This window comes from Treponema sp. OMZ 798 (assembly GCF_024181385.1).
In the GTDB taxonomy this organism is placed as follows: domain Bacteria; phylum Spirochaetota; class Spirochaetia; order Treponematales; family Treponemataceae; genus Treponema_B.
Map to the genome: position 1 here is coordinate 2,754,464 of NZ_CP051305.1, position 24,471 is coordinate 2,778,934.

Annotated in this window: 18 protein-coding genes; 13 read left to right on the forward strand and 5 right to left on the reverse strand. The window is 38.3% G+C overall.

Translation table 11 applies throughout. The annotated features are described in order from the left end of the window. Positions 1-30 precede the first annotated feature (30 nt). From E4O07_RS12765 to E4O07_RS12815, 11 genes are all read left to right on the forward strand, one after another. Positions 31-1,656: an alpha-glucosidase gene (locus E4O07_RS12765; protein ID WP_253686407.1), complete on the forward strand. Its 1,626-nt coding sequence runs from the start codon at positions 31-33 to the stop codon at positions 1,654-1,656. Between the two features lie 75 nt (positions 1,657-1,731). Next, the gene (locus E4O07_RS12770) at positions 1,732-2,745 is read left to right on the forward strand and encodes a lipoprotein TP_1001-related protein (protein ID WP_253686409.1); all 1,014 of its coding nucleotides are present in this window, start codon (positions 1,732-1,734) and stop codon (positions 2,743-2,745) included. Between the two features lie 86 nt (positions 2,746-2,831). Then, positions 2,832-4,073: a DUF3798 domain-containing protein gene (locus tag E4O07_RS12775; RefSeq protein ID WP_253686411.1), complete on the forward strand. Its 1,242-nt coding sequence runs from the start codon at positions 2,832-2,834 to the stop codon at positions 4,071-4,073. A gap of 91 nt (positions 4,074-4,164) precedes the next feature. Then, positions 4,165-5,745: a sugar ABC transporter ATP-binding protein gene (locus E4O07_RS12780; RefSeq protein WP_253686413.1), complete on the forward strand. Its 1,581-nt coding sequence runs from the start codon at positions 4,165-4,167 to the stop codon at positions 5,743-5,745. Position 5,746: 1 nt separating this feature from the next. Then, positions 5,747-6,787, forward strand: coding sequence for an ABC transporter permease subunit (locus E4O07_RS12785; protein ID WP_253686415.1), 1,041 nt, complete (start codon positions 5,747-5,749; stop codon positions 6,785-6,787). 6 nt (positions 6,788-6,793) lie between these two features. Beyond that, a complete protein-coding gene (locus E4O07_RS12790) occupies positions 6,794-7,930 on the forward strand; it encodes an ABC transporter permease subunit (protein ID WP_253686417.1) in 1,137 nt (378 codons plus the stop codon). Beyond that, complete coding sequence (locus E4O07_RS12795; RefSeq protein WP_253686419.1) at positions 7,927-8,331, forward strand: DUF6672 family protein; 405 nt, start codon at positions 7,927-7,929, stop codon at positions 8,329-8,331. Before E4O07_RS12790 ends, E4O07_RS12795 begins: the two co-directional genes overlap by 4 nt. Positions 8,332-8,473: 142 nt before the next feature. Further along, positions 8,474-10,096 (forward strand): ATP-binding protein, encoded by a 1,623-nt coding sequence (locus tag E4O07_RS12800; RefSeq protein WP_253686421.1) that lies wholly within the window; start codon positions 8,474-8,476, stop codon positions 10,094-10,096. Positions 10,097-10,196: 100 nt separating this feature from the next. Further along, positions 10,197-10,919 (forward strand): 5'-methylthioadenosine/adenosylhomocysteine nucleosidase, encoded by a 723-nt coding sequence (locus E4O07_RS12805; RefSeq protein ID WP_253686423.1) that lies wholly within the window; start codon positions 10,197-10,199, stop codon positions 10,917-10,919. Between the two features lie 14 nt (positions 10,920-10,933). Continuing rightward, entirely contained in the window at positions 10,934-11,965 is a 1,032-nt protein-coding gene (locus E4O07_RS12810; protein WP_371921983.1) for a 3-dehydroquinate synthase, read from the forward strand. After that, a complete protein-coding gene (locus E4O07_RS12815; protein ID WP_253686427.1) occupies positions 11,962-13,104 on the forward strand; it encodes a cysteine desulfurase family protein in 1,143 nt (380 codons plus the stop codon). The genes E4O07_RS12810 and E4O07_RS12815 overlap by 4 nt, the downstream gene beginning before the upstream one ends. Positions 13,105-13,120: 16 nt before the next feature. Here E4O07_RS12815 and E4O07_RS12820 read toward each other — a convergent pair whose 3' ends face one another. Further along, positions 13,121-14,428, reverse strand: a complete 1,308-nt coding sequence (locus E4O07_RS12820; RefSeq protein WP_371921984.1) for a cyclic nucleotide-binding domain-containing protein — start codon at positions 14,426-14,428, stop codon at positions 13,121-13,123. A 66-nt stretch (positions 14,429-14,494) separates the two neighbouring features. Here E4O07_RS12820 and glgX point away from each other — a divergent pair, with 66 nt between their 5' ends. Beyond that, positions 14,495-16,636, forward strand: coding sequence for a glycogen debranching protein GlgX (gene glgX / locus E4O07_RS12825; protein WP_253686431.1), 2,142 nt, complete (start codon positions 14,495-14,497; stop codon positions 16,634-16,636). Between the two features lie 68 nt (positions 16,637-16,704). Further along, on the forward strand, positions 16,705-18,675 hold the full coding sequence (locus E4O07_RS12830) for an alpha/beta hydrolase family protein (protein WP_253686433.1): 1,971 nt from the start codon (positions 16,705-16,707) through the stop codon (positions 18,673-18,675). Here E4O07_RS12830 and E4O07_RS12835 read toward each other — a convergent pair. The 4 genes from E4O07_RS12835 to E4O07_RS12850 all read right to left on the reverse strand — a co-directional run bounded on the left by E4O07_RS12835 (position 18,665) and on the right by E4O07_RS12850 (position 24,402). Next, positions 18,665-19,951, reverse strand: a complete 1,287-nt coding sequence (locus E4O07_RS12835) for a site-specific DNA-methyltransferase (RefSeq protein ID WP_253686435.1) — start codon at positions 19,949-19,951, stop codon at positions 18,665-18,667. The genes E4O07_RS12830 and E4O07_RS12835 overlap by 11 nt on opposite strands. Before the next feature lie 88 nt (positions 19,952-20,039). Next, entirely contained in the window at positions 20,040-20,942 is a 903-nt protein-coding gene (locus E4O07_RS12840; RefSeq protein WP_253686437.1) for a Fic family protein, read from the reverse strand. A 209-nt stretch (positions 20,943-21,151) separates the two neighbouring features. Further along, positions 21,152-22,714, reverse strand: coding sequence for an ATP-binding cassette domain-containing protein (locus E4O07_RS12845; protein ID WP_253686439.1), 1,563 nt, complete (start codon positions 22,712-22,714; stop codon positions 21,152-21,154). 8 nt (positions 22,715-22,722) lie between these two features. Next, entirely contained in the window at positions 22,723-24,402 is a 1,680-nt protein-coding gene (locus E4O07_RS12850) for an ATP-binding cassette domain-containing protein (RefSeq protein ID WP_253686441.1), read from the reverse strand. Positions 24,403-24,471 lie beyond the last annotated feature (69 nt).

The window sequence follows — 24,471 nt, forward strand, 5'->3', positions numbered from 1 at the left end:
TTTATAAGCTTTATAAAAGGAGGTAAAACTATGGAATGGTGGAATAAAAGAGTAATTTATCAGATATATCCCAGAAGTTTTTGTGATGCAAACAATGACGGGATGGGCGATATTCAGGGTATTATTTCAAAATTGCCTTATTTAAAAGATCTGGGAATAGGAGCAATTTGGCTTTCCCCCGTAACGGCATCCTCCGATTATGATAACGGCTACGATGTTTCCGATTATTGCGATATCAATCCGAAATTCGGCACGATGGACGATTTTAAGGAACTTTTAAAAGAAGCTGACAAACTTGATATAAAGATTATTATGGACTTGGTTATAAACCATACAAGCGATCAGCACAGATGGTTTATCGAATCCAAAAATCCCGAATCTCCCTACCATAATTACTATGTATGGAAGGAACCCAGGCTTGTAAAGGGTAAAAAACTGCCGCCCAATAACTGGGACAGCCTTTTTTTGGGCTCGGCATGGAAGTATTGTGAAGAAAACGGACTCTATTATCTTCATCTTTTTACCGAAAACCAGCCCGATTTAAACTATAATAATCCGGCGGTAATTGAAGAAGTAAAAAAGATATTGAAATTCTGGCTCGATATGGGTGTTGCAGGCTTCCGCTGCGATGTTATAAACTGTATTTACAAAACCTCCTATGAGGATGCAAAAAAAAGAAGAATTAAAACAGGTAAGGAGTTTTATCTGTCTCAAAAGGGCTGTCACGATATTTTAAAAGAATTAAATAGAGAAGTTTTAAAACCCTACAATGCCTTTACTGTAGGCGAGACCATGGATGTTTCACTGGAGGAAGCCAAGGATTTTATTCAAGACGAGTTGACTATGGTCTTTCCTTTTGAGCATCACACAGGAGTTGACTGCTGGTTTCAGATTCCTGTTTTTAAACGGAAATATAAGCCTTTTCGAATGATTAAAATTTTAAAAAAATGGCAGACTAAGATGCCGTGGACACCTCTCTTCTTTGAAAATCACGATCAGGCTCGCTCCGTTTCACGTTTTGGGGATGAGGGAAAATACTATAAAGAAAGTGTAAAAATGCTTGCAACCGTGCTTTTGACTCAAAAAGGAACGCCCTTTATTTATCAGGGGCAGGAAATCGGACTTACCAATACCGATTTTAAGAGCATGGATGAGATCGATGATATAGCTACAAAGAATATTTATAATATGCTTAAGTCTCTTAAGTTCGGTAAAAAAAGAGCTTTTAGGCTGGCAATGAACTTTGCCCGCGACCATGCAAGGACTCCCATTCCTTGGGATGATTCCGAAAATGGGGGCTTTTGTACTGTGAAGCCTTGGCTCCGTCTGAATGAAAGGTATAAAGAAATAAACGTAAAAAAGAACCTATCCGATTCTGACTCATGTTTTAATTATTACAAAAGATTGATAGCCTTGAGAAATTCGGAAGAAGCCTTGCAGTTCGGCGATATAGAATTTACCGATTTAGGAAGGGATGTATTTGCCTATTACCGCAAAAAAGACGATAAAAAGTTTTTTATTGTATCTAATATGTCGGGCAGAGCCCGGAAGATAAGGGAAGAGGTACGAGGCCTTCCTATTCTATTTAACTATAGGAACTTTAATCCTCAGCAGAAAATCTTACGCCCCTTTGAGTCCGTAATTACAAGAATTTAGACCTAATTTCTAAATAAAGTTAAAAATTTGCTATAAATAACAAAAAAAACATACAAGATAGGTAGGAGGTCTTTTATGAAAAAAAGATTTTTTTTACCTTTTTTGTTGGTTTTGAGCTTATGTGCTTCTTGCAGCGGAATGATTGAGCAGCCCGGCTTCGTTTCAATTTTTCTAGGGAACGATGACGGCATTACCCTCAAAGGTTTTGAACAGTCTCAAAATAATGAGATAATCCTCTTCTTTGAAGGCGGTGTCAGCAAGCTTCAAGTTCATGCTTTGAAAGGCGCCTTGCCCGAAGAAATTTTGTGTAATGTTGAAGAGATTGAAGCTGCCGAGTTTTTGCAGGACAAGGCTTATAAGGCTAAGAACGGGGATTTTCCTGTTTCCGTTTTTAAAATTACACCTAATGCAAATTTTGAAATAGGCGAGGACTTTAAAATCTGCGGAAAGGTTTCAGGAAGCATAAATCAATTCCTTGATTTTGAACTTCCCTTTAAGGGTGCAAACAATAAGCCTGCAGAGCTTTCCTTTTATTCGCTTAAATTGGGATCAGCATCTAAACAGGGCTTTATAAGATTTAACGTAAAAAAGAGCGGAAACTTATTTGGGATAAGTCTTGTAAATGCGGGTAACTCAAAAGAGTCTGACTATATATTTCCTGCCTTTGAGGCAGAAGCAGGAAGTATAATTGTATTCTATTGGTTTTTACCGTCGGACGGCTCAATTCCTGAAGATGGAGCCTTAGTTTCTTCCGATGCTTGTAATGCTCTTGAGGCCGGAGAAAAGGGGTTTTGTTTTTGGGGAAGGGTAAAAAAGTTTCAGCCGAAAAGAACGAATGCAGTTCTTATTAAAACCGGCCAAAATGAGGGTTTACAGGATGCCGTCTTGTTTAGACATCCTAATGATCAGGACTGGGGAAGGCCTGAAATTGAGCAAGCTGCCTTGGAAGCTGCCGAAGCTTGTTTATGGATGCCTGACGGAGATCTTTTAAATGCAATACAAGCAAATATAACGCCGGCAAAAATGATTAAGAGGATTTCGCAGGAAACGATAAATCATAATGCAGCAGACTGGGTTTTGACAAAGTAAATTTTTAAGAAATTAAACAAAAAACTTGACGGCTGAGTATATGTGTGGTACAATTCTATAGTTTTCTTATAAATGGAGGTTTATTTATGAAAAAGAGAACTTTGATGTTCGGTGTTTTTCTGATAGCTTTATTTGCTTTTATTGCAGGTTGCAGTAAAAAAACCGAAGAAAAAGGAGCTGCTCAGGCAGAAGCAAAGGGGCCGGCATATCATATTGGAATTATGACTGGAACAGTATCGCAATCTGAAGATGATTTGCGCGGAGCTGAAGAGCTTATCCGAATTTACGGGTCCGTAAAAGACGGAGGAATGATTCAGCACATAACCTATCCTGATGACTTTATGTCTCAACAGGAAACAACAATCTCCCAGATTGTAGCACTTTCCGATGATCCTAAAATGAAGGCTATCATTGTAAATCAAGCAATTCCGGGAACAGCAGAAGCTTTTAAACGAGTACGTGAAAAGAGACCTGATATTCTTTTATTGGCAGGCGAAGCTCACGAAGACCCGCTTGTAATTCAAGCTGCTGCCGATATGATCGGAAGTCAAGATTTTATTTCCCGCGGTTATACAATTCCTTGGGCAGCAAAACAACTTGGAGCAAAGAATTTCGTTCATATTTCCTTCCCCAGACACATGTCCTATGAAACATTGGGTCTTAGAAGGCAAATCATGGAAGAAGCTTGTAAGGACTTAGGTATTAACTTCTACTTTGAAACAGCTCCCGACCCCACAAGCGACGTCGGAACAGCCGGTGCTCAGCAGTTCATTCTTGAAAAAGTACCCCAGTGGATAGAAAAATATGGAAAGGACACAGCCTTCTTCTGTACAAATGATGCTCACACAGAGCCCTTGTTAAAGCAGCTTTTTGCTTACGGAGGTATGTTTGTTGAAGCAGACTTACCCTCACCTTTAATGGGTTACCCCGGAGCTTTAGGTATTGACCTTTCAGCAGAAGCCGGAGACTTCCAGAAGATTCTTAAGAAGGTTGAAAATTCCGTTGTCGAAAAAGGCGGTGCCGGACGTTTCGGAACATGGGCCTATTCTTACGGATTTACCGTTTCAGCCGGTTTGGGAGAATATGCACGCCGTGTTATCGATGGAGAGGCTAAGAAGGGAAATATGGCCGACTTGGCAAAGGCTTACGGAAGGTTTACGCCCGGAGCAAAATGGAAGAGCGGTGCTTACATTGATGCCAGCACAGGCGTTAGATCAAAGAATCAGGTACTCCTGTTTATGGATACCTATGTTATGGGTCAGGGCTACTTACCCGCAACAGAACAAGACATCCCCGAGAAATACTTCAATATTAAGTTTCAAAAATAAAACCTTGTAGTTGAATTTTTAGGGAATCCTAACGGAGGGTCGGGACAAAGATCCCCACCCTCCGTTTTTATTTTAAGGAACAATGCGGATTATGGACAATAATGAATTTTTTTTGGTTCTTGAAAATGTGACAAAGGAATTTTCAGGGACGCAGGTACTTCAAGGTGTAAATTTTTCTTTAAAAAAAGGAGAAATACTTGGCTTAGTCGGCGAAAACGGGGCAGGAAAGACCACCTTGATGAAGATTTTATTCGGTATGCCTGTTATAAATGAAACGGGCGGATATGGGGGAAGAATTCTGGTTGATGGAAAAGAGGTCAAATTCTCAAGCCCCTTTGATGCTCTTGATGCCGGTATAGGAATGGTTCACCAAGAATTTTCACTGATTCCCGGCTTTTCTGCAACGGAAAATATCATGCTGAACAGGGAATTACAAACCCCTTCTATTCTTTCAGATTTATTTACCCCGAGATTAAGTTTACTAAAGAGAAAGGAAATGAATGATAGAGCTCAAGCCGTTTTAAACGAGTTGGGCGTTTCTATAGATGCACATACATTGATTTCGGAAATGCCTGTAGGGCATAAACAATTTACCGAGATTGCACGTGAGATAGATAGAGATAATGTAAAGCTCTTGGTTTTAGACGAGCCTACAGCCGTTTTAACCGAATCTGAGGCGGATATTCTTTTAGCGGCAGTAAAAAAACTTGCAGCTAAGGGGATATCGGTAATTTTTATTTCTCACAGATTGCAGGAAGTTATAGACATATGCGATAGGGTCGTAATCTTAAGAGACGGAAAAACGATTCAAGATAAGAAAACAAGCGAGATTACAATTCCTGAAATTGCGGCAGGTATGGTAGGCCGCGAAATTTCCAACACGGAAAAAAAGGATAATGATAAAAAAATCGGGCCTGTAGTGCTTGATGTAAAGAATCTTTGGGTTGATATGCCCGGTGAGCTTGTCCGAAATGTCAATTTTTCGGTTAAAGAAGGTGAAATCTTCGGTATAGGAGGGCTTGCTGGACAAGGAAAGGTAGGTATTCCCAACGGAATTATGGGTATCTTCCCTGCAGGAGGAACCGTAACCTTTAAAGGAAAGGAGCTTACCTTAAATAATACCAAGCAGGCCTTAGAGGACGGCTTAGCCTTTGTTTCTGAAGACAGGCGGGGCGTAGGTCTACTTCTCGATGAAAGTCTTGAGTGGAATATCGCCTTTACGGCTATTCAATCTAAGAGAGCCTACCTAAAAAGTTATTTAGGCGGTTTGCTTAAACTTAGAGATGAAAAGGCTATGAAAACTTTGGCAGATAAGTACATAGATATGCTTCAAATTCGCTGTACGGGAAGCCATCAAAAAGCAAAGGAGCTTTCAGGCGGCAATCAGCAAAAGATTTGTTTGGCTAAGGCCTTCTGCCTTGAACCTGAAATTCTTTTTGTTGCAGAGCCCACTCGCGGTATTGACGTAGGTGCAAAGGCCCTTGTTTTGGATGCCTTGAGAAAAATCAACAAGGAACTTGGAACTACTATTGTTATGATTTCCAGTGAGCTTGAAGAACTTCGCTCTATCTGCGACAGAGTTGCAATCGTTTTCCACGGAGAGATTTCTGGAGTTTTATCGCCGGAAGAAAAGCCGGCCGAATTTGCTTTATACATGGCGGGGGTAAAATAGTATGGAAAAATTTAAAAAGATAGTTGCAGATTTCGGTATACCGAGAATAATTATTCTCTTATTCCTTCTTACCCTTTTTATAATTGCTCCCTTTGTTAAGGTAAGCATCGGAGCCTCTCTTTCGGACGTTGCAAACCGTTTCGGTATGAATGCCTTGATGGTTCTGGCCATGGTTCCGATGATTCAAACAGGCTGCGGCTTAAACTTCGGTCTTTCATTGGGAGTTTTGGGCGGTCTTTTGGGCTCAACCCTTGCAATGCAATTCGGACTTGTAGGTCTTGCCGGTTTTGCCGTCGCCGTGCTTTTAACGATAATATTCTCAGGAGTAATAGGCTTAGGTTATAGTCAGGTATTAAATAAGGTTAAGGGAGAGGAGATGACAATAGCCATGTATATCGGCTTTGCATCCGTCACCTTTATGGCTATTTTGTGGATAGTTCTTCCGTATTCAAATCCGAGTATGGTTTGGGCTTATTCGGGACAGGGCTTGCGTACTACAATAACTCTTGAAGGTTATTGGGTCAATATTTTAAATAACTTTTTGGCTATTGAGATCGGTTCATTTAAATTCCCGACGGGTGTTATCTTGTTCTGTGCAGTCTGTATGTTCTTGATGAAGATTTTTATGAAGACAAGAACGGGAACGGCTTTGACGGCTGTCGGTTCCAATCCCGATTTTGCAAGGGCAAGCGGCGTAAGCATAGACAAGGCAAGGACCATAAGTATAGTTCTTTCGACAATATGCGGAGGAGTCGGTATCTTGTTGTATCAGCAGAGCTTCGGTTTTATTCAGCTTTATAAGGCCCCGCTCTTTATGGCCTTCCCCGCAGTAGCCGCTATTCTTATAGGCGGTGCTTCGGTAAATAAGGCCTCGATTTTAAACGTTGTAATAGGTACTGTTCTTTTTCAGGGAATTTTGTCGATGACGCCTTCGGTTATAAACAGTATTTTGCAGACCGACATGTCTGAGGTTATCCGAATCGTACTTTCAAACGGTATGATCTTATATGCTTTGACAAGAAAAACGCAAAAGACGAGGTAATTGATTATGAATAAAATAACGGAAAAATTAAATAGAAAATTAAAGAAATTTTCGATGCTCGATTTTTTGGCTGATAATCTTGTTTCGCTTCTCTTCCTATTAATTTCCTTTGTGGCTATTCCCGTGTCGGGGCTTTCGGCCCATCATATTATCGGCGAGATTTTAACCCGAATAGGAAGAAACTCCTTTTTGGTTTTCTCGCTTATCTTACCGATTATGGCCGGTATGGGTATAAACTTCGGTATGGTCTTGGGTGCAATGGCAGGACAGATAGGCTTGATCTTTGCTATGGACTGGGGTATCGGAGGTATTTACGGATTGGTCTTTGCGGCCTTGATAGGAATGCCTCTTTCGGTTTTGCTGGGCTATATAGCCGGTTCCATCCTCAACAAGGCAAGAGGCCGGGAAATGGTAACAAGTTACATCTTGGGCTTTTTCTTCAATGGTGTATATCAGTTCTTTGTTCTGTATCTGATGGGTTCTGTTATTCCTATGCACAACAAGGCTATAAAACTATCCCGCGGCTTTGGGGTACGAAATACCCTTGAGCTTGCTCCCGTAAGGCAGGTGCTCGATACGACATTCTCGTTCAATATTGCAGGCTTACGCATACCTGTTTTGTCCTATCTTATCATCATAGCTCTTTGTTTCTTTATAGTATGGTTTAGAAAAACAAAGCTTGGACAGGACATGAGGGCAATCGGTCAAAATCAATCCGTTTCAAATTCGGCCGGTATCGCAGTTGAACACACAAGAATTATTTCGATTATAATTTCGACGGTTTTGGCCTGTATAGGACAGATTATATTTTTGCAGAATATGGGAAATATGAGTACCTACAATGCCCACGACCAGACCGGCTTCTTTGCTGCAGCCGCCATCTTGGTCGGAGGCGCTTCTGTGAGCAGGGTAAGTATAAAGAACGTTTTTATAGGCGTTGTTCTCCTCCACTTCTTGTACATTGTTACCCCCATGGCAGGCCAGCAGCTTCTTGGCTCTGCAATGATTGGAGAGTACTTTAGAGACTTTGCAGGTTATGCAGCAATAGCTCTTTCCTTAGTGCTCTATGCTGCAAGAAATCAAAGAAATGCGGAAAAGAAACGTTCCGAATTGCGTTTGCAAGCTGAAGGAGAAGAAAAATGAGAATACAGTCGAAAAAAACGGTTTTGGCAATAAGAATAATTTTGCCTATTCTTTATGTTTTGCTGATCGCTCTTATGTTTACCCTCGGCAGAACTCATGCAGTTTTATTTGAAAATAAAAAGGCTGCCGACGGAAGTTTTAAGGCCTTTGATGCAATTGAAGTTACCTTTAATAATGAAGAGCCCTTGGAGCTTTTTAAGGGCGATAGGGATAAGATTCTTTTGCGAGGTCAAAAACACAAGGTTGTTATAAGATTTACCGACGGAAGAGAAGACTTTGTCGGAGAGTTTAGAATTCCGCTTTTTCAGGATACCATCCTGTTGTCCCTTCCGGCCTTGGTAGAAGGCCTGCCCTCTGCAGTAACGCCTTTCGAGTTATATACCGAGCCTTCAAAAGAGTAAAGCTGTAAATATTTTAAATCAACCGCCTTTGTAAAACATTAAGTTTTTACGGGGCGGTTTTTTGTTTGTATACCGTCTTAATAAATCAAGATATAGAATAATCCCCTCTTTTTATGCTATAATCTTATTAAGGAGGCTTAATATGGATTTTGATTTTTCACGAAAGATACCGATAGGGATCCAAAGTTTTGAAGATTTACGCAGAAAGCAATTTTTATATGTAGATAAAACTTTATATGCCTTTAAGCTGGCTAACTTAGGCAAGGTGTATTTTTTAAGCCGTCCGCGCCGCTTCGGTAAAAGCCTCTTTCTCTCAACCTTGAGGTCTTACTTTTTAGGTCAAAAAGAACTGTTTAAAGATTTATATATAGAAAAAGCTGAAGAAAAAAGGGCCGAAATCGAAAAGACTGAAGCTTGGGTGGAGTATCCTGTGCTCTACTTGGATTTTAATATAGGCAAATACGATGAACCTCATTCCTTAAAAAGTCATTTAAACCTTGCCCTAAGTCAATTTGAAGAAATATATGGGGCTAATAAACAAGAAGAAGAGCCTGCCCAACGCTTTGCCGGTGTGATAAAGCGTGCTTACGAAAAAACGGGGCGCCAAGCGGTCATCCTTGTGGACGAATACGACAAGCCGCTTTTACAGACAATGAGTATAAACGAGGCCTTAAACGAAGAATACCGCAATACCCTAAAAGCCTTTTATTCCGTAATAAAAACCTGCGACCAATATATCCGCTTTGCCTTTTTAACGGGGGTAACAAAGTTTAGCAAAATAAGCATATTCAGCGATTTAAATAATTTACAGGATATAAGTATGCTGAATGATTATGCCGAAATATGCGGACTGACACAAGGCGAAATAGAAAACACCTTTCAGCCCGAAATAGAAAGATTAACAAATAACACTAAAAACTCTTATGACAAAATGCTTGAAGAATTAAAAAAGCGCTATGACGGTTATAAGTTCAGTGTTTTAGGAGAATCGGTATATAATCCTTTCAGCATATTAAATACTCTCAGCTCAGGTGAATTAAAAAATTACTGGTTTGCGACAGGTACACCTACCTTTTTGGTAAACTACCTAAAAGACGCTTATTACAATGTGCCCGATTTAGACGGAGGAGTCGAAATAAATGAGGCAGGGATAGACCTATATCGAGCTGATGCAAAAGACCCCTTGCCCATACTTTTTCAATCGGGGTATTTAACGATAAAAGAATATATAGAGGCTGCCGATATCTACCGCTTGGGCTTCCCTAATGATGAGGTGCGTTACGGCTTTTTAGAAAACCTTGTGCCTGCATACTCTTCTCTTAGGCCTTATGAAACGGCCTCTTCCGTATGGAGGTTTGCCGAAGATATCCGGGCGGGGAATGTAGATGAGTTTATGGAGCGGATGCAGGCTATAATAGCAGGCGTTCCTTACGATAACTTGCCTAAAGATAAGCTCAAACTAAGGGAGCAAAACTATCAGACGGCAGTCTACCTAATCTTTAAGCTTATGGGACAATTTGTACAGACTGAAATCCACTGTGCAAAGGGCAGGGCTGACTGCATTGTGCATACCAGAGACACAATCTACATCTTTGAGTTTAAGCTTATGAGTGCCGGCACCGCCGAAGATGCGATCGCACAAATAAAAGAGAAGGGCTATGCCGAACAATTTAAGGCAGAAGGGAAAAAGATAATCCTGATAGGTTCAAGCTTTGATGAAGAAGAAAGAACTATCGGGGAATGGAAGACGGAAAGCTTAAGCTGATTTAAAATATAGAAGAGGTAAAAGCTTTAAGCTATTGAAACACTGTAAGGCATTTGCTACAATATATGCCCTTATTTTGAATTTAGAAAGAGGTTAAGATATGAAGATAGGAATTTTCGGCGCTGAAGAGCAGGAAGTTAAACTTTTAAAAAAGCATTTAGTTGGGGAAATTCGTAAAATTGCCGGCCTTAATTTTTTTACCGGTACGATAATGGGAAAGGATGTTGTTCTGGTTTGCAGCGGAATAGGCAAGGTGAATGCAGCTCTTTGCTGTCAAATTCTTATTTCGGAGTTTAAGGTTGATGCCGTAATAAACACAGGGGCTGCCGGCGGTCTGATAGAAGACTTAAAGGTTTTTGATATTGTTGTATCGTCGGAAGCCGTTCAGCACGATGTGGATGCAACGGCCTTCGGCTATCCTCTTGGACAGGTGCCTATGACAAAGTCGCCTTTTTGGCCTGCCGATAAAAAGCTTAAAAATCTCGCCGTAAAAGCCTTTAAGACTATGCAACAAGAACATGACGATGAGCATATAAAAAATTTAAAACTTGTTGAAGGCCTCATTGCCTCAGGAGATGTTTTTGTATCCGATGAAAAAATCAGGGCAAGGATTATCAAAGAATTTAATCCTGCCTGTGTTGAAATGGAAGGTGCCGCCGCAGCTCAGGTGTGCAAAATAAATAAAATCCCCTTTTTAATTTTGAGAAGTATTTCCGATACGGCCGGCAGGGACGAGGCTGCTAAAATTTCTTATGATGTTTTTTCGGCACAGGCAGCAAAGGATTCCTCTCTTCTGGTGCTGCAAATGCTGAAGATGCTTTAAAAACTATGAAAGTTATGGATAGCTTTGAGTTTACAACGGTTCAAGGAAAAACTGAAGTTTTTTACTGCGATGAGCCTTCTTTACCGCCTGTAGGCATATCGGGCGGAATGTACATTGCCGATTCCAATACGGCCTCTATCGCAAGGGCTGCAAAGAATTTCCGTTCTGACCTTCCATTGGTTATAATTGAAGCCGGAGAAGAACATAAGAATTTTACCTCCCTTGTGCTCATCTTAAAAACAGCCCTCGATGCGGGCTTAAGCCGTAATTCTGTTTTTATCGGAGCCGGAGGCGGCCTTGTTTGCGATTTGGCGGCTTTTGCTGCCTCGGTTTATATGAGGGGGGCAAAATGCAAGCTTGTTCCTACAAGTCTTTTAGCCATGGCTGATGCAGCCATAGGCGGAAAAACCGCAATAAATTTTGACGGTTATAAAAACATGGTTGGAACCTTTTTTAAGGCTGATGAAGTTTACATAAGTCCCAAGGTTTTAAAAAGCTTAAGCGAGGAAGAATATCTTTCAGGTTTGTCGGAAATATTTAAGATGGGCCTTTTATATTCAAACGATATTTATCAAGCCTTTAGGACTCAAAAAGAAAAGATATTGGCAAGGGATGAGGACCTTTGTTTAGAGCTTGTAAAACAGGCCGTTGAGGCTAAGGCTCAGGTTGTAAGCCGCGACTTTGACGAAAAAAATGAAAGGGCCTTTTTAAACCTAGGGCATACTTTTGGTCATGCACTGGAGTCGGTTTTAAACTTTTCTCAAGTTTCTCACGGAGAAGCTGTTGCTTGGGGAATCTCGAGGGCTCTGCTTGTAGGTAAAAAACTTGGCTTGACCGATCCCGCTTATACTGATGAGGTTATAGATCTTATCAAGGTCTACGGCTTGCCGGATGAATCGGTTTTACCTGACCCGGATGAAATAATTTTAGCAATGAAAAAAGATAAAAAAAACATAAACGGAAAGATCCGTTTAATTTTGCAAAAAAATATTTGCGAAACCTTTACCTGCGAGGTTTCTGAAGATATTATTCGGGAGGTCCTATGATTTATTTGGATTGGGCGGCTACAGCCCTTCCTCAAGAAGATATAATTACTGAAGCCTTAAAAAAATCTTTTGAATACTTTGCAAACCCTTCTGCAAAGCATTTTATGGGTAAAGAAGCTCGAAAAATTCTCGAAGAAGCCCGTTCTGAAATTGCCGGTCTTTTAAATACGGTTCCTGAGCATATTGTTTTTACATCTGGCGGAACCGAGGGTGATTACATACCCATGCTCTCCCTTTTGTCCCATCCTTCTACATGCTCGATTGCGGTAAGCAATATAGAACACTCCGCCGTTAGGGAGCAGGCTGATATTATGAAGGCCCGAGGTTATAAGATTTTGCAAATTCCGGCAGACAAAAACGGTTTTATAAGTGCCGATGCCGTTTTAAAAACCATAGATTCCGATACGGTCTTTGTTTCTGTAATGGCAGTAAACAATGAAACAGGAGCAATTCAGCCCATAGCCGAAATAGGGAAGGCCCTTGAGGAATATTCTAAGGGAAAAAGAAAGATTCACTTTCATACGGATGCTGTGCAGGCTATAGGGAAAATTCCCTTTGATTTGTCAAAGACGGCTGTTCATTCCGCTTCTTTTAGCGGGCATAAAATAGGAGCTCCCAGAGGAATCGGTTTTTTGTATCTTAAAAAAAACATAGAATCCTTTATCCGCGGGGGCGGGCAAGAAAATGGTATAAGGCCCGGAACCGAAAACCTTGCTGGTATTTTAGCCTTATACGGCTGCTTAAAAAAATATTATGAGAACTTAGATATTTATGTTTCTCATGCAAAAAAACTGATGGATTTTTTAATTGATGAGTTATCGGGTATTGCGGGTTTAAGTTTTATCCCTGAAGCTCGTCCTCAGCTAAAAGATAAATTTTCTCCGTGGATTTTACAGTTTGCCGTTAAAGAATTGACAGGTGAGGTTCTTGTCCGCTGCTTATCGGAGAAGGGAATCTGTATTTCTACAGGTTCTGCATGTTCTTCAAGAAAGCAAATCCGTCCCGTTTTAGAGGCAATGAAAATCGATGCTAAGGTGCAGCAAAATTCGGTGCGGGTTTCGATAGGCCCTTCAACACAAAAAAAAGAGCTTGAGGTCTTTGTAAAAACTCTAAAAGAAATTCTGATAGAATTCCGCTAGTTAAACGAACGGCCTTTTATTGGGCTTCACACTTGTTACAGTTTTCTTGTTCTTCTTTTAGCTTTGCCGTAACCTTTGATTGGCGGGCTAGGCGGTTAGCCAACAGGCGGGACAAAAAGATACCGTAATGAGGATACTTCTCAATCAGCTGCATAAACTTCATTTTAGGAATCTTAACAAGAGAACCTTCACCTATGGACACCACTGTTGCAGATCTTCTGTCGTTCATTAAAAAAGCCATTTCGCCTATAAAGATGTCTGCAGGGGTTAAAACGGACATCAGCTTATTGTTTACATAGACAGCGTACCGTCCCGAGCTTATATAGAAAAGGTCGCTTGAGTCTTCGTTTTCACGGCAAACAATCTGCATATGCTTAAAGGTTAGTAATTGCTGCGATTTTAAAATAGCCGGGGTCAGGTTTGCTATGTGTCTTTGGTTTTTTACCTCAAAAGAAACCTCATTTCCGATGTTATTGTAGCGTATATTTTTTACCAGAGTTTGAGAAAGTTTAATGCCCATACCGTGGAGGCCTGCTTCAAAGTCTGCTTCAAGGTGGCTCCTCCAGTCAAAGCCATTTCCTTCATCCTTGATAGTTATCTTTGTTTTTTCGGGCAATACCGAATATGTGATATAAACCTTTTTCTTTTTTATTTCGGGATTTTTTTGTTTTTCGGCAATAAGGTCAAGCATATTCTTGCCGCTTCTCAGCCATTTGTTCTTTTCCTCATAGGAAATATTACAGTTTCCATGCTCTACAGCATTAAGCAAAAATTCCATCATTGCCGTTTGTAAGGATGATCTTTCCTCTTCATTAACCCTGTCGGTATTGTATAGGTAGGTTCCAATTAGGTTTGCATAAAAGACAATTTCGAAAGGGTCCGTATCGCTTACGAAGTGTCCCGTTTCTTTTTCGTCAGGTCTTTGGTGCATACCGCGGTTAAAAAGGAAGTGCTGATGCTGATTTAAAATTTTTATTATTTGAGTTGTATTTTTTTCAAAGTCTTTTCGTGTACATACAAATAAAAAGTTCGGCTCTTTTATTTGTTCCAGTTTTGCCTTTTCATGGCGAGTCTCCGTTATTGCTATAATTCCTCCGAATAAAAGCCAAGGATCATCTTTTATGATTTTTAAGCAGGCCTCTGCATCTATATTGGGATCTGCAAAATCAATAATCTTAATTTCAGGCATTTCATATTTAAAGAATGAAACGATGTTTTCATATTTATCGAGAACGGCAATGTCGACGTTTTCAATATTCTCTGCAGCGGCTTTTAATCCGTTGACCGTAGTTTTTATTGTGCTTATTATGGGTACCTTTTTCATCATTATTTCCTTTAAAATATACTCCGCATTATAGCATAAATTTGAAATACATACTATACTTTAACGATGAATATGAACGATTTATCTTTTTTTCAAGGAAGATCCGCACCCCTTGGGGCTCAGTTGAGCCCGGATGGGGTAAATTTTAGTGTTTTTTCCAGAAATGCAAAAGAAATGGTCCTTCACTTATTTGAAACGGTAGAGGATTCCGAGCCTATAATCTCATATAAACTGGATCCGCAAATAAATAAAACAGGCGATATTTGGCATGTGTTTGCAGCAGGGCTGAAAAATTGGGCCTTTTATCTGTATACGGCAGACGGGGATTTTTTACCCTCAGCCGGCCATTTATTTGATACAAATAATTACTTGCTCGATCCTTATGCGCGGCTTATAAGTGCTCACTCCATATTTAATTCGGAGCAAATTTTTAATCAAATAAAAAGCAAGGTCTCCGGCGGTAAAAATCAAAATAAAAGAACGGCAAACGGTTTTCCTAAGTGTGTTGTTGTAAATGAAAGGGAATTCGATTGGCAGGGAGATAAGCCTTTAAATATCCCGCTCCAAAAATGTGTAATATATGAGGCCCATGTAAAAGGTTTTTCTTTTTTAAACGATAAGATAAGCCCTACTAAGAGGGGAAAGTATTCAGGGCTTGTGGAACTGATTCCTTATTTAAAAGATTTGGGAATTACCTCTCTTGAGCTCCTGCCGGTTTTTGAATTTGATGAAAACGAAAATATGAACGTGAACCCGAAAACAGGCCTCAGGTTAAAAAATTATTGGGGTTACAGTACCATTGCTTTTTTTGCCCCTAAAGCCCTCTATGCCGAGGATCCCGGGAATGCCGTAAACGAGTTTAAATTTATGGTGAGGGAGTTTCATAAGGCCGGTATCGAAATAATCTTGGATGTGGTTTTTAACCATACTGCAGAAGGAAACGAAAACGGTCCTGTTTTTTCTTTTAAAGGATTGGATAACTCCATTTACTATCATCTTGAAGATAATAAGCTTTATTATAAAAACTTTTCAGGCTGCGGTAATAGTATAAAGGCCTCAGAAACTCCGGTCATAAAATTTATTCTGGATTGCTTACGTTATTGGGTAACCGAAATGCATGTGGACGGATTCCGTTTTGATTTGGCTCCTGTTTTGGCACGAAATAAAACCGGAAATATAGATTTCAATTCTTTTATGATACAGGCCATTGCAGATGATCCGGCTCTTCATTCTACGAAGATTATAGCTGAAGCCTGGGATGCCGCCGGCGCCTACATGGTTGGAAAATTCCCCGGACGCTGGGCGGAGTGGAACGATTTATTTAGGAATTCGGTCAGGCAGTTTTGGCTTCAGCCGAATCCCGACATAAGGCACTTAGCAAGCAGGGTAACCGGTTCATCTGATTTATATTTTCAAAGCGGAAGACGGCCTTATCAGTCAATAAATTTTGTTTGCTGTCATGACGGCTTTACCCTCTGGGATTTATTAAGCTACTCCGAAAAACATAATGAAGAAAACGGAGAAAATAACCGTGACGGTTCAAACGAAAATTTAAGTTATAATCACGGAATAGAGGGACGGGCTTCTAACGAGGTTGAGCTTATGAGGATGAGGTCTGCAAAAAATATTTTGACAACCCTTATTCTTTCGGCCGGCACACCTATGATTAACATGGGAGATGAGGTATTCCGTACACAAAACGGCAACAACAATACCTATTGCCAGGACAATGAAATGTCGTGGTTTGATTGGGAGCTTGTTGAAGAAAATAAGGACTTTTTTGAATTCACAAAAAAACTTGTAAACTTGAGAAAAAGACATTTTTCTTTTTTAAGAAAACATTTTTTTACGGGTGTGCCTAAAAATAACGGAACTCCAAACGATATTACATGGTTTGATTATCAGGCTAAGACACCGGACTGGACCAAGCCTTCTAATTTTTTAGCCTTTCTAATAGACGGAAATAAAATTAATTTGGAAAGCGATGAAGACGACAATGATTTTTATGTTATGGCCAATAGTTACAATAACGATATGACGGTAAGACTTCCTCCCCCTTCTTCAGGCGGAAAGGTTTGGCACCGCCTGATAGATACCTCGTACACGGGCGGCAAAGATTTTTTAGATGAAGATAATACCGAGCAAATTATGAATCAACAAGTGTATGTCGTGCTGGCTAGAACTATTGTGGTTTTAATTGCGAAATAGAATAGTCCCCTTGTTCAAACTTCTCAATAGTGTTATAGTAATTTAACAAGAATATTTGAGGAGAATTTATGAAAACAATAAAGTTGGACGATTTTAAAAATTATTCATTTTTAAGTAATGTTAAATTTTCGGAAGACGGAAAATATGCGGCCTATGTGTGTGCCCATGCCGACCTAACCGAAAACGATTATAACAAGGCCCTTTTTCTTTTGGACATGGAAACAAAAAAGACAAAGCAGTTGACGGGCGAGGACGTAAATTCTTTTTACGGCTTTGACGGAGACAGGCTTCTTTTTTCTGCAAGAAGAACAAAAAAAGAAAAGGAAGAAAAAGAGAAAACCTTTGTTTATTCCATTCCCGTGTCGGGCGGTGAAGCCTTGCTTGCCTACACCTTTCCCCATCCCGTTTTAAAAATGGAATTTGCCGATAAAAAGACGGCTGTCGTTTTACACTCATGGAAGGATGACCCTTTTAAAAAGCTGCCTAAAGAAAAGGCCGAAGAAGCAAAAAAAGACGAGGCCGATTATGAGACCTTTGAAGAGATTCCCTTTTGGAGAAACGGAGGCGGTTTTACTTCACGCAAGAGGAACAGGCTCTTTGTTTACAATCTTTCAAACATGAAGGGTACGGCCCTCACAGATGAGTTCACTCAGGTTGACGGCTTTGACTTCGATAAAAAGACCCAAGAGATTTTATTTACAAAGTCTACTTATACAGATAAGATGCCCATCTATAACGAACTCATGCTCATGCCCTTAAAAACCAAAAAGGCAAAGCTCTTAAATGCAGGTCAGGATTTTATGTATGCCGATGCCAAATTCTTCGCAGATAAAATTCTTTATACGGGTGCCGACGGAAAAAAATACGGCGTTAATCAAGATGCCGATATTTATCTTATCCCCAAAACCGGAACCGGAGCCAAGATGATTTCGCCCAAGAATTACGACAAGAGCTTATGGAATTCCGTAGGTTCAGATTCAAGGTACGGGGGCGGAGCTAACTCTCATGTCAAGGACGGAAAATATTATTTTATTACAACCGAGGATGATTCTTCTTTTGTAAATGTCATTGACGAAAAAGGAGAATTAAAACAAGTTATTACAGAAAAGGGCTCGGTAGATTGCTTTGCCGTTCATGAGGATAAAATTCTTTTTATCGGGTTTAGAAAGCAGGAATTGCAGGAGGTTTATCTTTTTGACGGCGAAAAAGAAAACTGTCTTACAAAGCACAATGCTTACGCTTCAAAACTTCAAAAGATTGTTCCCGAAGAATTCGAGTTTACAAATGACGGCGTTAAACTCCACGGCTTTGTTTTAAAACCCTTAAACTACAAGGCCGGAAAAAAATATCCCGGTATTTTGACCATCCACGGCGGGCCTAAGACAGTTTACGGCTCAATCTTTTATCACGAGATGCAGTTTTTAGCCCAGTCAGGCTACTTTGTGTTTTACACAAACCCGCGAGGTGCCGATGGAATGGGCCGGGCCTTTGCCGACATCCGTGGCAAATACGGTACAATCGACTATTCCGATTTAATGAAGCTTACAGATGAGGTTCTAAAAAAATACAAGGATATCGATAAGGATAGGGTAGGCGTTATGGGAGGCTCTTACGGCGGCTTTATGACCAACTGGATTATCGGCCACACAAACCGCTTTGCTGCAGCCTGCTCCCAGCGTTCTATTTCAAACTGGATTTCCAAATTCGGTACGACCGATATCGGTTATTATTTTAACTCGGATCAAAACGGAGGTGTTACTCCTTGGAAGGGGTTTGAAAAAATGTGGGATCACAGCCCCCTCAAGTATGCCGATAAGTGCAAGACTCCGACTCTCTTTATTCAATCGGATGAGGACTACCGCTGTTTTGAGGCCTGCGCCTTCCAAATGTTTACGGCCCTCAAATATCACGGCTGTGAAGCAAAGCTTGTCTTGTTCCACGGGGAAAATCACGACCTCTCCCGAACAGGAAAGCCCAAGCACCGAATCCGCCGTTTAACCGAGATATTTAACTGGTTTGAAAAGTATCTTAAAAAGTAGGCTTTTGCTCTCCGCTTAATTTCAAATACTTGAAACCGAAAGTTTTTTCCGGGAACCTTTTTTGGATTAGTGAGGAGGCTCTTATAATTCTTTCCCTGCCCAGCTCGGCTATCGTTTTGAAACCGGACGTGAGGGCAGGGGAGTCCTCAGGGCAGGGCTCGTCCCTTTGTACCAAAATAAATTTTCGGGTTTCGTTAAACTCTGCGTTTAGTTCCATTACGGCTTGGGCTGTTGTTGCCGAACCCGAAAAAAAATCTAAAACAATAGCATCCTCCGAATCGGGAACCAGTTTAAAAAGATATTTTAAAAGAGTGACAGGTTTTGCATAATCGAAAAGCTTTGCTCCGAATAAAACTTTTTGTTCATAAGCACTTTGTATATTTGTTTTAACATACTCCGTTGGGAGGAGCGATTTAGGAACGGTTTTTTCTTCTTTTTCAAGGTAGGTTTTTACCCATACCGTCCAACGGGTAGGATTGCCGTTTATGCCCTTAAAAACGGACTTGTCCGTTTTTTTAAATACGATTAAATCTTTTTCTAAAAGGTTTAAAAAACTTTTTTCGACAAAGCGGTAAATATACCCTTCTTTAGGAACGATAAAATTTCCGTCAGGAGTTTTTATCGGATATCTTTGATTTTTTGCCTTCGTTTTATTTTTCCATGCAAATTGCTGATACCTAAAAAGCCGGCCCTCATCGTCCCTGTATTTATACATTTTTTTTGCCTTTTCAGGCATCGGGGCTGTCATGGGTTTTACCTTAGCTTTATCCTTGGCATATAAGACGATGTACTCATGAGATGTGTTGATATGTTTTTTCCGCAAGCCTCCGCCTGTCGAGTTATTCCAGACAAGGGTAGAAATAAAATTTTCCATACCGAAAATTTCGTCAAGGATGATTCTTAAATAAGGATAGGCCTTATCGTCAATGCTTATAAAAATAAGCCCGTCATTACTTAATAAGGTTTTTGCGAGGCTCAATCTTGTATAAAGATAATTCATCCATTCGGCCATGCTTTGAAAACTATCGGCATAAGTAAATTTTTTTCCCGTATTATACGGAGGGTCGATGTATATTATTTTTATTTTTTCTTTATAATCTTTTTGCAAAAAAAGAAGAGCGTATAGATTATCTGATTCTATATAAAGATTTTCTGCAATGTCTGCGTTAAAACTTTTGTGTTTGTTTTCGGTAAAGATAAAATTATTTTGATTTTTTAATAGATTTTCCAATCTTTGTGCGGTCTCATTTTTTCCTTCCCATGTAAAAAGTTTCATATCTGGCACACTCATAAATAACTATATAATAAAAAAAATTTTTATGCAATAATGTGTCGGGTAAATAAGAATTACCTGAAATTAATGACTAATTATACATAATACCAAAATAATCCAAACATTGTTTCATTAAATCCTGTCCGGTAAGACATGTATCTCTTAAATAACCTCTTTCATTTTTCCAATTTTTAATTCCTCTGTAATAGTAAATTTTTAGTTCTTCAGTAATTATGAAAGGGACGATATTATGTTTAAGACATTCCTTAAACATTATTAATCTTCCAATACGGCCATTGCCGTCTTGGAATGGATGAATAGCTTCAAATCGGACATGAAAATCTAAGATGTCATCAAAAGTGATCGCCGATTTTGAATTATATTCCATTAATAATACTTTCATCTCTGATGCAACATCAGAAGGTTTTGTAGTTTCATCGCCGCCCGCTTCATTTTCCGGCATTTTATAATCCCCAACCTTAAACCATGATTTCCGGTTGTCAGTTGTGCCGTACTTTAGAATATAATGAAGCTGCTTTATAAAACTTTCTGACAGTTTCGTATGTGCACCTTCTATTATTAAATCAATACAATGGAAATGATTTACCGTTTCAATAATATCATCAACTCTAACAACCTCATCTGTAATGCCAAGTGTTTTTGTTTCAAAAATAAATCGAGTTTGGTCATGTGTAAGTTTTGAACCTTCAATGTGATTTGAATTATAAGTAAGGTCAATCTGAATTTTGTGATAAATTCCGCCTTTTAAACCCGTTTCCTTTTCACGTTTAAGAAACGATAAAAGAGTATCCTGTTTTGCTGTATGACGAGTTTTTCGGCGAGGTTTTTTTGCATCGGAAGGGATTTTCCATGTTTTACCTTCTAAAAGAGCTCCAATAATTCTACCCTGCAAACAGTAATTCCTTACACTCCGTTCACTAATTTTCCAGTGTTTTGCAGTTTCTTTAACAGATATGTATCTTATCTTATTCATAGGTATATTATAACATATTATCGGCAATATATAAAGCGGATTTATGTAGTTAAATTCAATTTTATTTTGCCTTTAATAAAACGGTTTATTTGTACATTTATATTACTTTACCGGCCCACAGGGCTGCGTATATAACATTCGCTTAACCTGCTTTTGTAAAAAGAACAGATCCGATTTGAAGTTCGTTATTTTAATTAGTTCTATTTGTATTAGCACACCTTTATCTGATTCTGATCAATGCAATAAATTTTATCAAACAACTGAGCTGTAGCCGTTCTGTTTGTAACTGCAATTACGGTCAAGTCTTTATATGATAAAAGATGTTTGACGATTTTTGTTTCTATTGCAGAATCAACACTACGAGAAAATTCATCCAAGAGAATAATTGGAACTTCAGAATTATAAACAAGACTACGAACGAGTGCTAAGCGCATATTCTCACCGTCAGAAATGGTCATTTGATTCATATCGATTTTTGTATCAAAGCCATTTGGCAGACTATTTAAAAAAGTGTTTAATTCAAATTCGGTACAAAGCTTTTCAATCTTTTCTTTATTTATATCAAAATCTTTATTAAATGTTAAATTTGTTTTTAGAGAAAGATTGAATAAATGAGGTTTACTCCACACTGCTGTAACAAGCTCCGGACATGTATGAGCAATTATCTTTAAAAGGGTAGACTTTCCTGAACCATTTTGACCTGTAATAGCAACTTTTTCACCTTTTCCTATTTTTAAACATGCATTATCAAAGATAGTCTTCTCAGCCGTTTTATATTGAATATTTTGCAAATCCAAAATTGTATTATCATGTATTTGCTTTTTTTCTAAAGAGTACTCTGCCTTATTTTTTGTATTTAAAAAATCAATATGCCGGCTGACACTGAGTGAAAGAGTTTTTATATCAATAATTCCATGTATAATATTATTTGAGGCCGAAGATATTATTGAACTTACAAACATAATATTTGCAATATCAGAAATTAAAATATAATCTGAAAATGAATATAAAAATAGAACACCGAGCATTTGCATTATTAATGACTTTAACTGAGTTATCGTATTAACTACTTTTTCCAAGTTAGACATTTTTACACTGACATTTAATTCTTTTCTATTTTTTTCATCAATAAGATACGCACAAACTTCATCTGCTGCATTTAGTTTCACAGACACAATTGCATCAAAAACATCTTGGGTTATAATTTGTGACTCTAATCCATTCTCATCAATTTCTTGTCTATAGCTTTCAAATTTTTTGCGGGAGATAAATAAAAACAAGTCTAATCCAATTGATATTGCAACTAAAAATAACGCAAATGGAGAAAACAAAGAAAGAATTACCGATACCGTTATAAAAATTAACATATCCGAAAAAAACCTGATCCTTGCAAGGTAGAAAGGAATAATAGTTTGCGGTAAACTTATGATTGAAAAAATACCGCTGCCGGCTTGTGAGTTTCCAAATATTACCGAAGAATCATTGGTACATTTCTCGAAACTCTTTTGCATAATTTTTGATAATGGTTGAAACATTAAGTATTTTTCGCCCAATAAATTAAGACTAATTGTCAACGCTGAATATATAAACATGGTAATAGCAGTACATGTTAAATATATAAATTGATTTTGATTAGTAAATATTCTCGATACGAATGCATTTGTTGCAAGAACTATGGCCGATAAAATATGCAGAACAAAAATACACAGTACAATTAGTTTCTTGTCATTATAATATAATTTTTTATATTCTCTAATATAGTTTGTTTCCATATACCCTCCTATTTTGCATCTTCTGTATTGCCTATTTGATGAGAATAAAATTCTTTTACCTCATCAGTATTCAAGGCTTGCTGCATTGGCATATCAAGCCCAATTGTGTTTCCCTTTAAATAAATAAGCCTATTAAAATATTTTGCCGTTGTATAGTTATGACTTATTGCAATAATTGCTTTTACCTTTTGCTGTGCAAATGTTAGAATAATTTTTTCAATTTCCGCAGTCATTCCGGACGTTGCTTCATCTAAAAATAGAACTTGAGGCTGTGCAAACACACAGCGTAAAATAGAAATCACTTCGCGTTCACCATCAGAAACTTCATCAGAGCTAATTACACTATTTAAATCTGCAAGCCGCGGCATATACTTTAAAATCCCCATTTTTTCTAATTGGCTTTTAATTTCAGTTTCAGAAAGAGAATTATTGAATTGAAGGTTTTCCAAAATAGAACCTGTTATAACATAACCTTTTACATCACAATATCCAATTTGTTTTCTCATTGCCTGTAAGTCAACAGCCGCCATGTCTACACCGCCGATTGTCAGCGAGCCTGTACACGGGTAATCAACACCCATAAGTGCATTTAATAAAACAGACTTGCCGGTACCGCTTCCTCCAATGATTAACACTTTTTCGCCGCCATGTATATTTAAATTGAATTTATTAATCAATGTCTTTTCTCTAAGCGTAACCGAAAAATCGGTAAGTTTGTACTTAAATATTTCAAATTTTGTATTTCCGGTTTTTTCATCAGGCGTTTCAAAAAGCTCTTGAAGAGGTTCTTGAGTAATTTTTACATTTCTATAAATCTGCTTTAGCAAAAAAAGATTATACAGATTTGGTATCATAAGTGTCAAAAAATAAAAGCCAATAAAAAAACTTGAATCTGTTGCATTATTAAAATAGATATAAACTAATATAGCAAGCAGCGGAATAATGCGTTGAGAATTTACGAATACAAGTTGTTGTAATCTTTGAGTTTTTGAAACCGCATATAAGCCATTCATTGTTAAATCATCAAAATCGGTTTTAAATTTATTTTGAAAAAATGGATAAATATTATTTGTAGATATATCCAACGCTCCTGTTAAAACATCCTTTAACTCTCTAAAAGTTTTTGGAAAAAGTTGATTTACATTTCTTTTTATATTTTGTATTTTTTTTAAATATACAAGATGAACAATGATTGAAGGTATTGAAAAAACTAAGAATAGCAATGTGAGCCAAAAATTTTTATAAAAAAGGAAAGCAAGAATAATTGCAGTCAATAAGCTTTGCGATACATTTTCAAAAAAAGCAATCGTATTCGATATGGAACTGGCAGAAAACTGATAAATTGATGATACAATATCCCCTGCGTTGTGCTCATAAAAAAATGAAAACGGCAAACTAAAATATTTTTGTATAATTTTATTTTGCATTTTTAGTGCAGATTTTTTAAAAAATCGCGAGTTCAGCATTAGCTTAAAAACTATTTGAAATATAAAAAAAGTTAAGATCACGCCTGCTGTTTTTAAAACTTCCAAAAATTTCAGATTCCCTAAACTTGCCTCAGCCGCAATTTTTGAAATCATATTCGAAGAAGCAATCGTAAAATAAAAATTTACACAACCAAATAAAATTAAAAGAAGTAAAAAATACTTATTTAACTTAAAAATATCAGACGGATAATTTTTTTTCATAGACTTACCTTAAAATTAATTCATCAATACAATTTGAATTTAATATTTTTCTTTTTGCGTGCGTTAGTG

Bases quoted from the DNA above. Each gene is read 5' to 3' on its own strand.
- E4O07_RS12850 (WP_253686441.1), bottom strand. From the start codon at position 24,402: ATGAAAAAAAATTATCCGTCTGATATTTTTAAGTTAAATAAGTATTTT.
- E4O07_RS12770 (WP_253686409.1), top strand. From the start codon at position 1,732: ATGAAAAAAAGATTTTTTTTACCTTTTTTGTTGGTTTTGAGCTTATGT.
- E4O07_RS12785 (WP_253686415.1), top strand. From the start codon at position 5,747: ATGGAAAAATTTAAAAAGATAGTTGCAGATTTCGGTATACCGAGAATA.
- E4O07_RS12800 (WP_253686421.1), top strand. From the start codon at position 8,474: ATGGATTTTGATTTTTCACGAAAGATACCGATAGGGATCCAAAGTTTT.
- glgX (WP_253686431.1), top strand. From the start codon at position 14,495: ATGAATATGAACGATTTATCTTTTTTTCAAGGAAGATCCGCACCCCTT.
- E4O07_RS12790 (WP_253686417.1), top strand. From the start codon at position 6,794: ATGAATAAAATAACGGAAAAATTAAATAGAAAATTAAAGAAATTTTCG.
- E4O07_RS12835 (WP_253686435.1), bottom strand. From the start codon at position 19,951: ATGAAACTTTTTACATGGGAAGGAAAAAATGAGACCGCACAAAGATTG.
- E4O07_RS12775 (WP_253686411.1), top strand. From the start codon at position 2,832: ATGAAAAAGAGAACTTTGATGTTCGGTGTTTTTCTGATAGCTTTATTT.
- E4O07_RS12795 (WP_253686419.1), top strand. From the start codon at position 7,927: ATGAGAATACAGTCGAAAAAAACGGTTTTGGCAATAAGAATAATTTTG.
- E4O07_RS12840 (WP_253686437.1), bottom strand. From the start codon at position 20,942: ATGAATAAGATAAGATACATATCTGTTAAAGAAACTGCAAAACACTGG.
- E4O07_RS12805 (WP_253686423.1), top strand. From the start codon at position 10,197: ATGAAGATAGGAATTTTCGGCGCTGAAGAGCAGGAAGTTAAACTTTTA.
- E4O07_RS12845 (WP_253686439.1), bottom strand. From the start codon at position 22,714: ATGGAAACAAACTATATTAGAGAATATAAAAAATTATATTATAATGAC.
- E4O07_RS12765 (WP_253686407.1), top strand. From the start codon at position 31: ATGGAATGGTGGAATAAAAGAGTAATTTATCAGATATATCCCAGAAGT.
- E4O07_RS12815 (WP_253686427.1), top strand. From the start codon at position 11,962: ATGATTTATTTGGATTGGGCGGCTACAGCCCTTCCTCAAGAAGATATA.
- E4O07_RS12780 (WP_253686413.1), top strand. From the start codon at position 4,165: ATGGACAATAATGAATTTTTTTTGGTTCTTGAAAATGTGACAAAGGAA.
- E4O07_RS12820 (WP_371921984.1), bottom strand. From the start codon at position 14,428: ATGAAAAAGGTACCCATAATAAGCACAATAAAAACTACGGTCAACGGA.
- E4O07_RS12830 (WP_253686433.1), top strand. From the start codon at position 16,705: ATGAAAACAATAAAGTTGGACGATTTTAAAAATTATTCATTTTTAAGT.
- E4O07_RS12810 (WP_371921983.1), top strand. From the start codon at position 10,934: ATGGATAGCTTTGAGTTTACAACGGTTCAAGGAAAAACTGAAGTTTTT.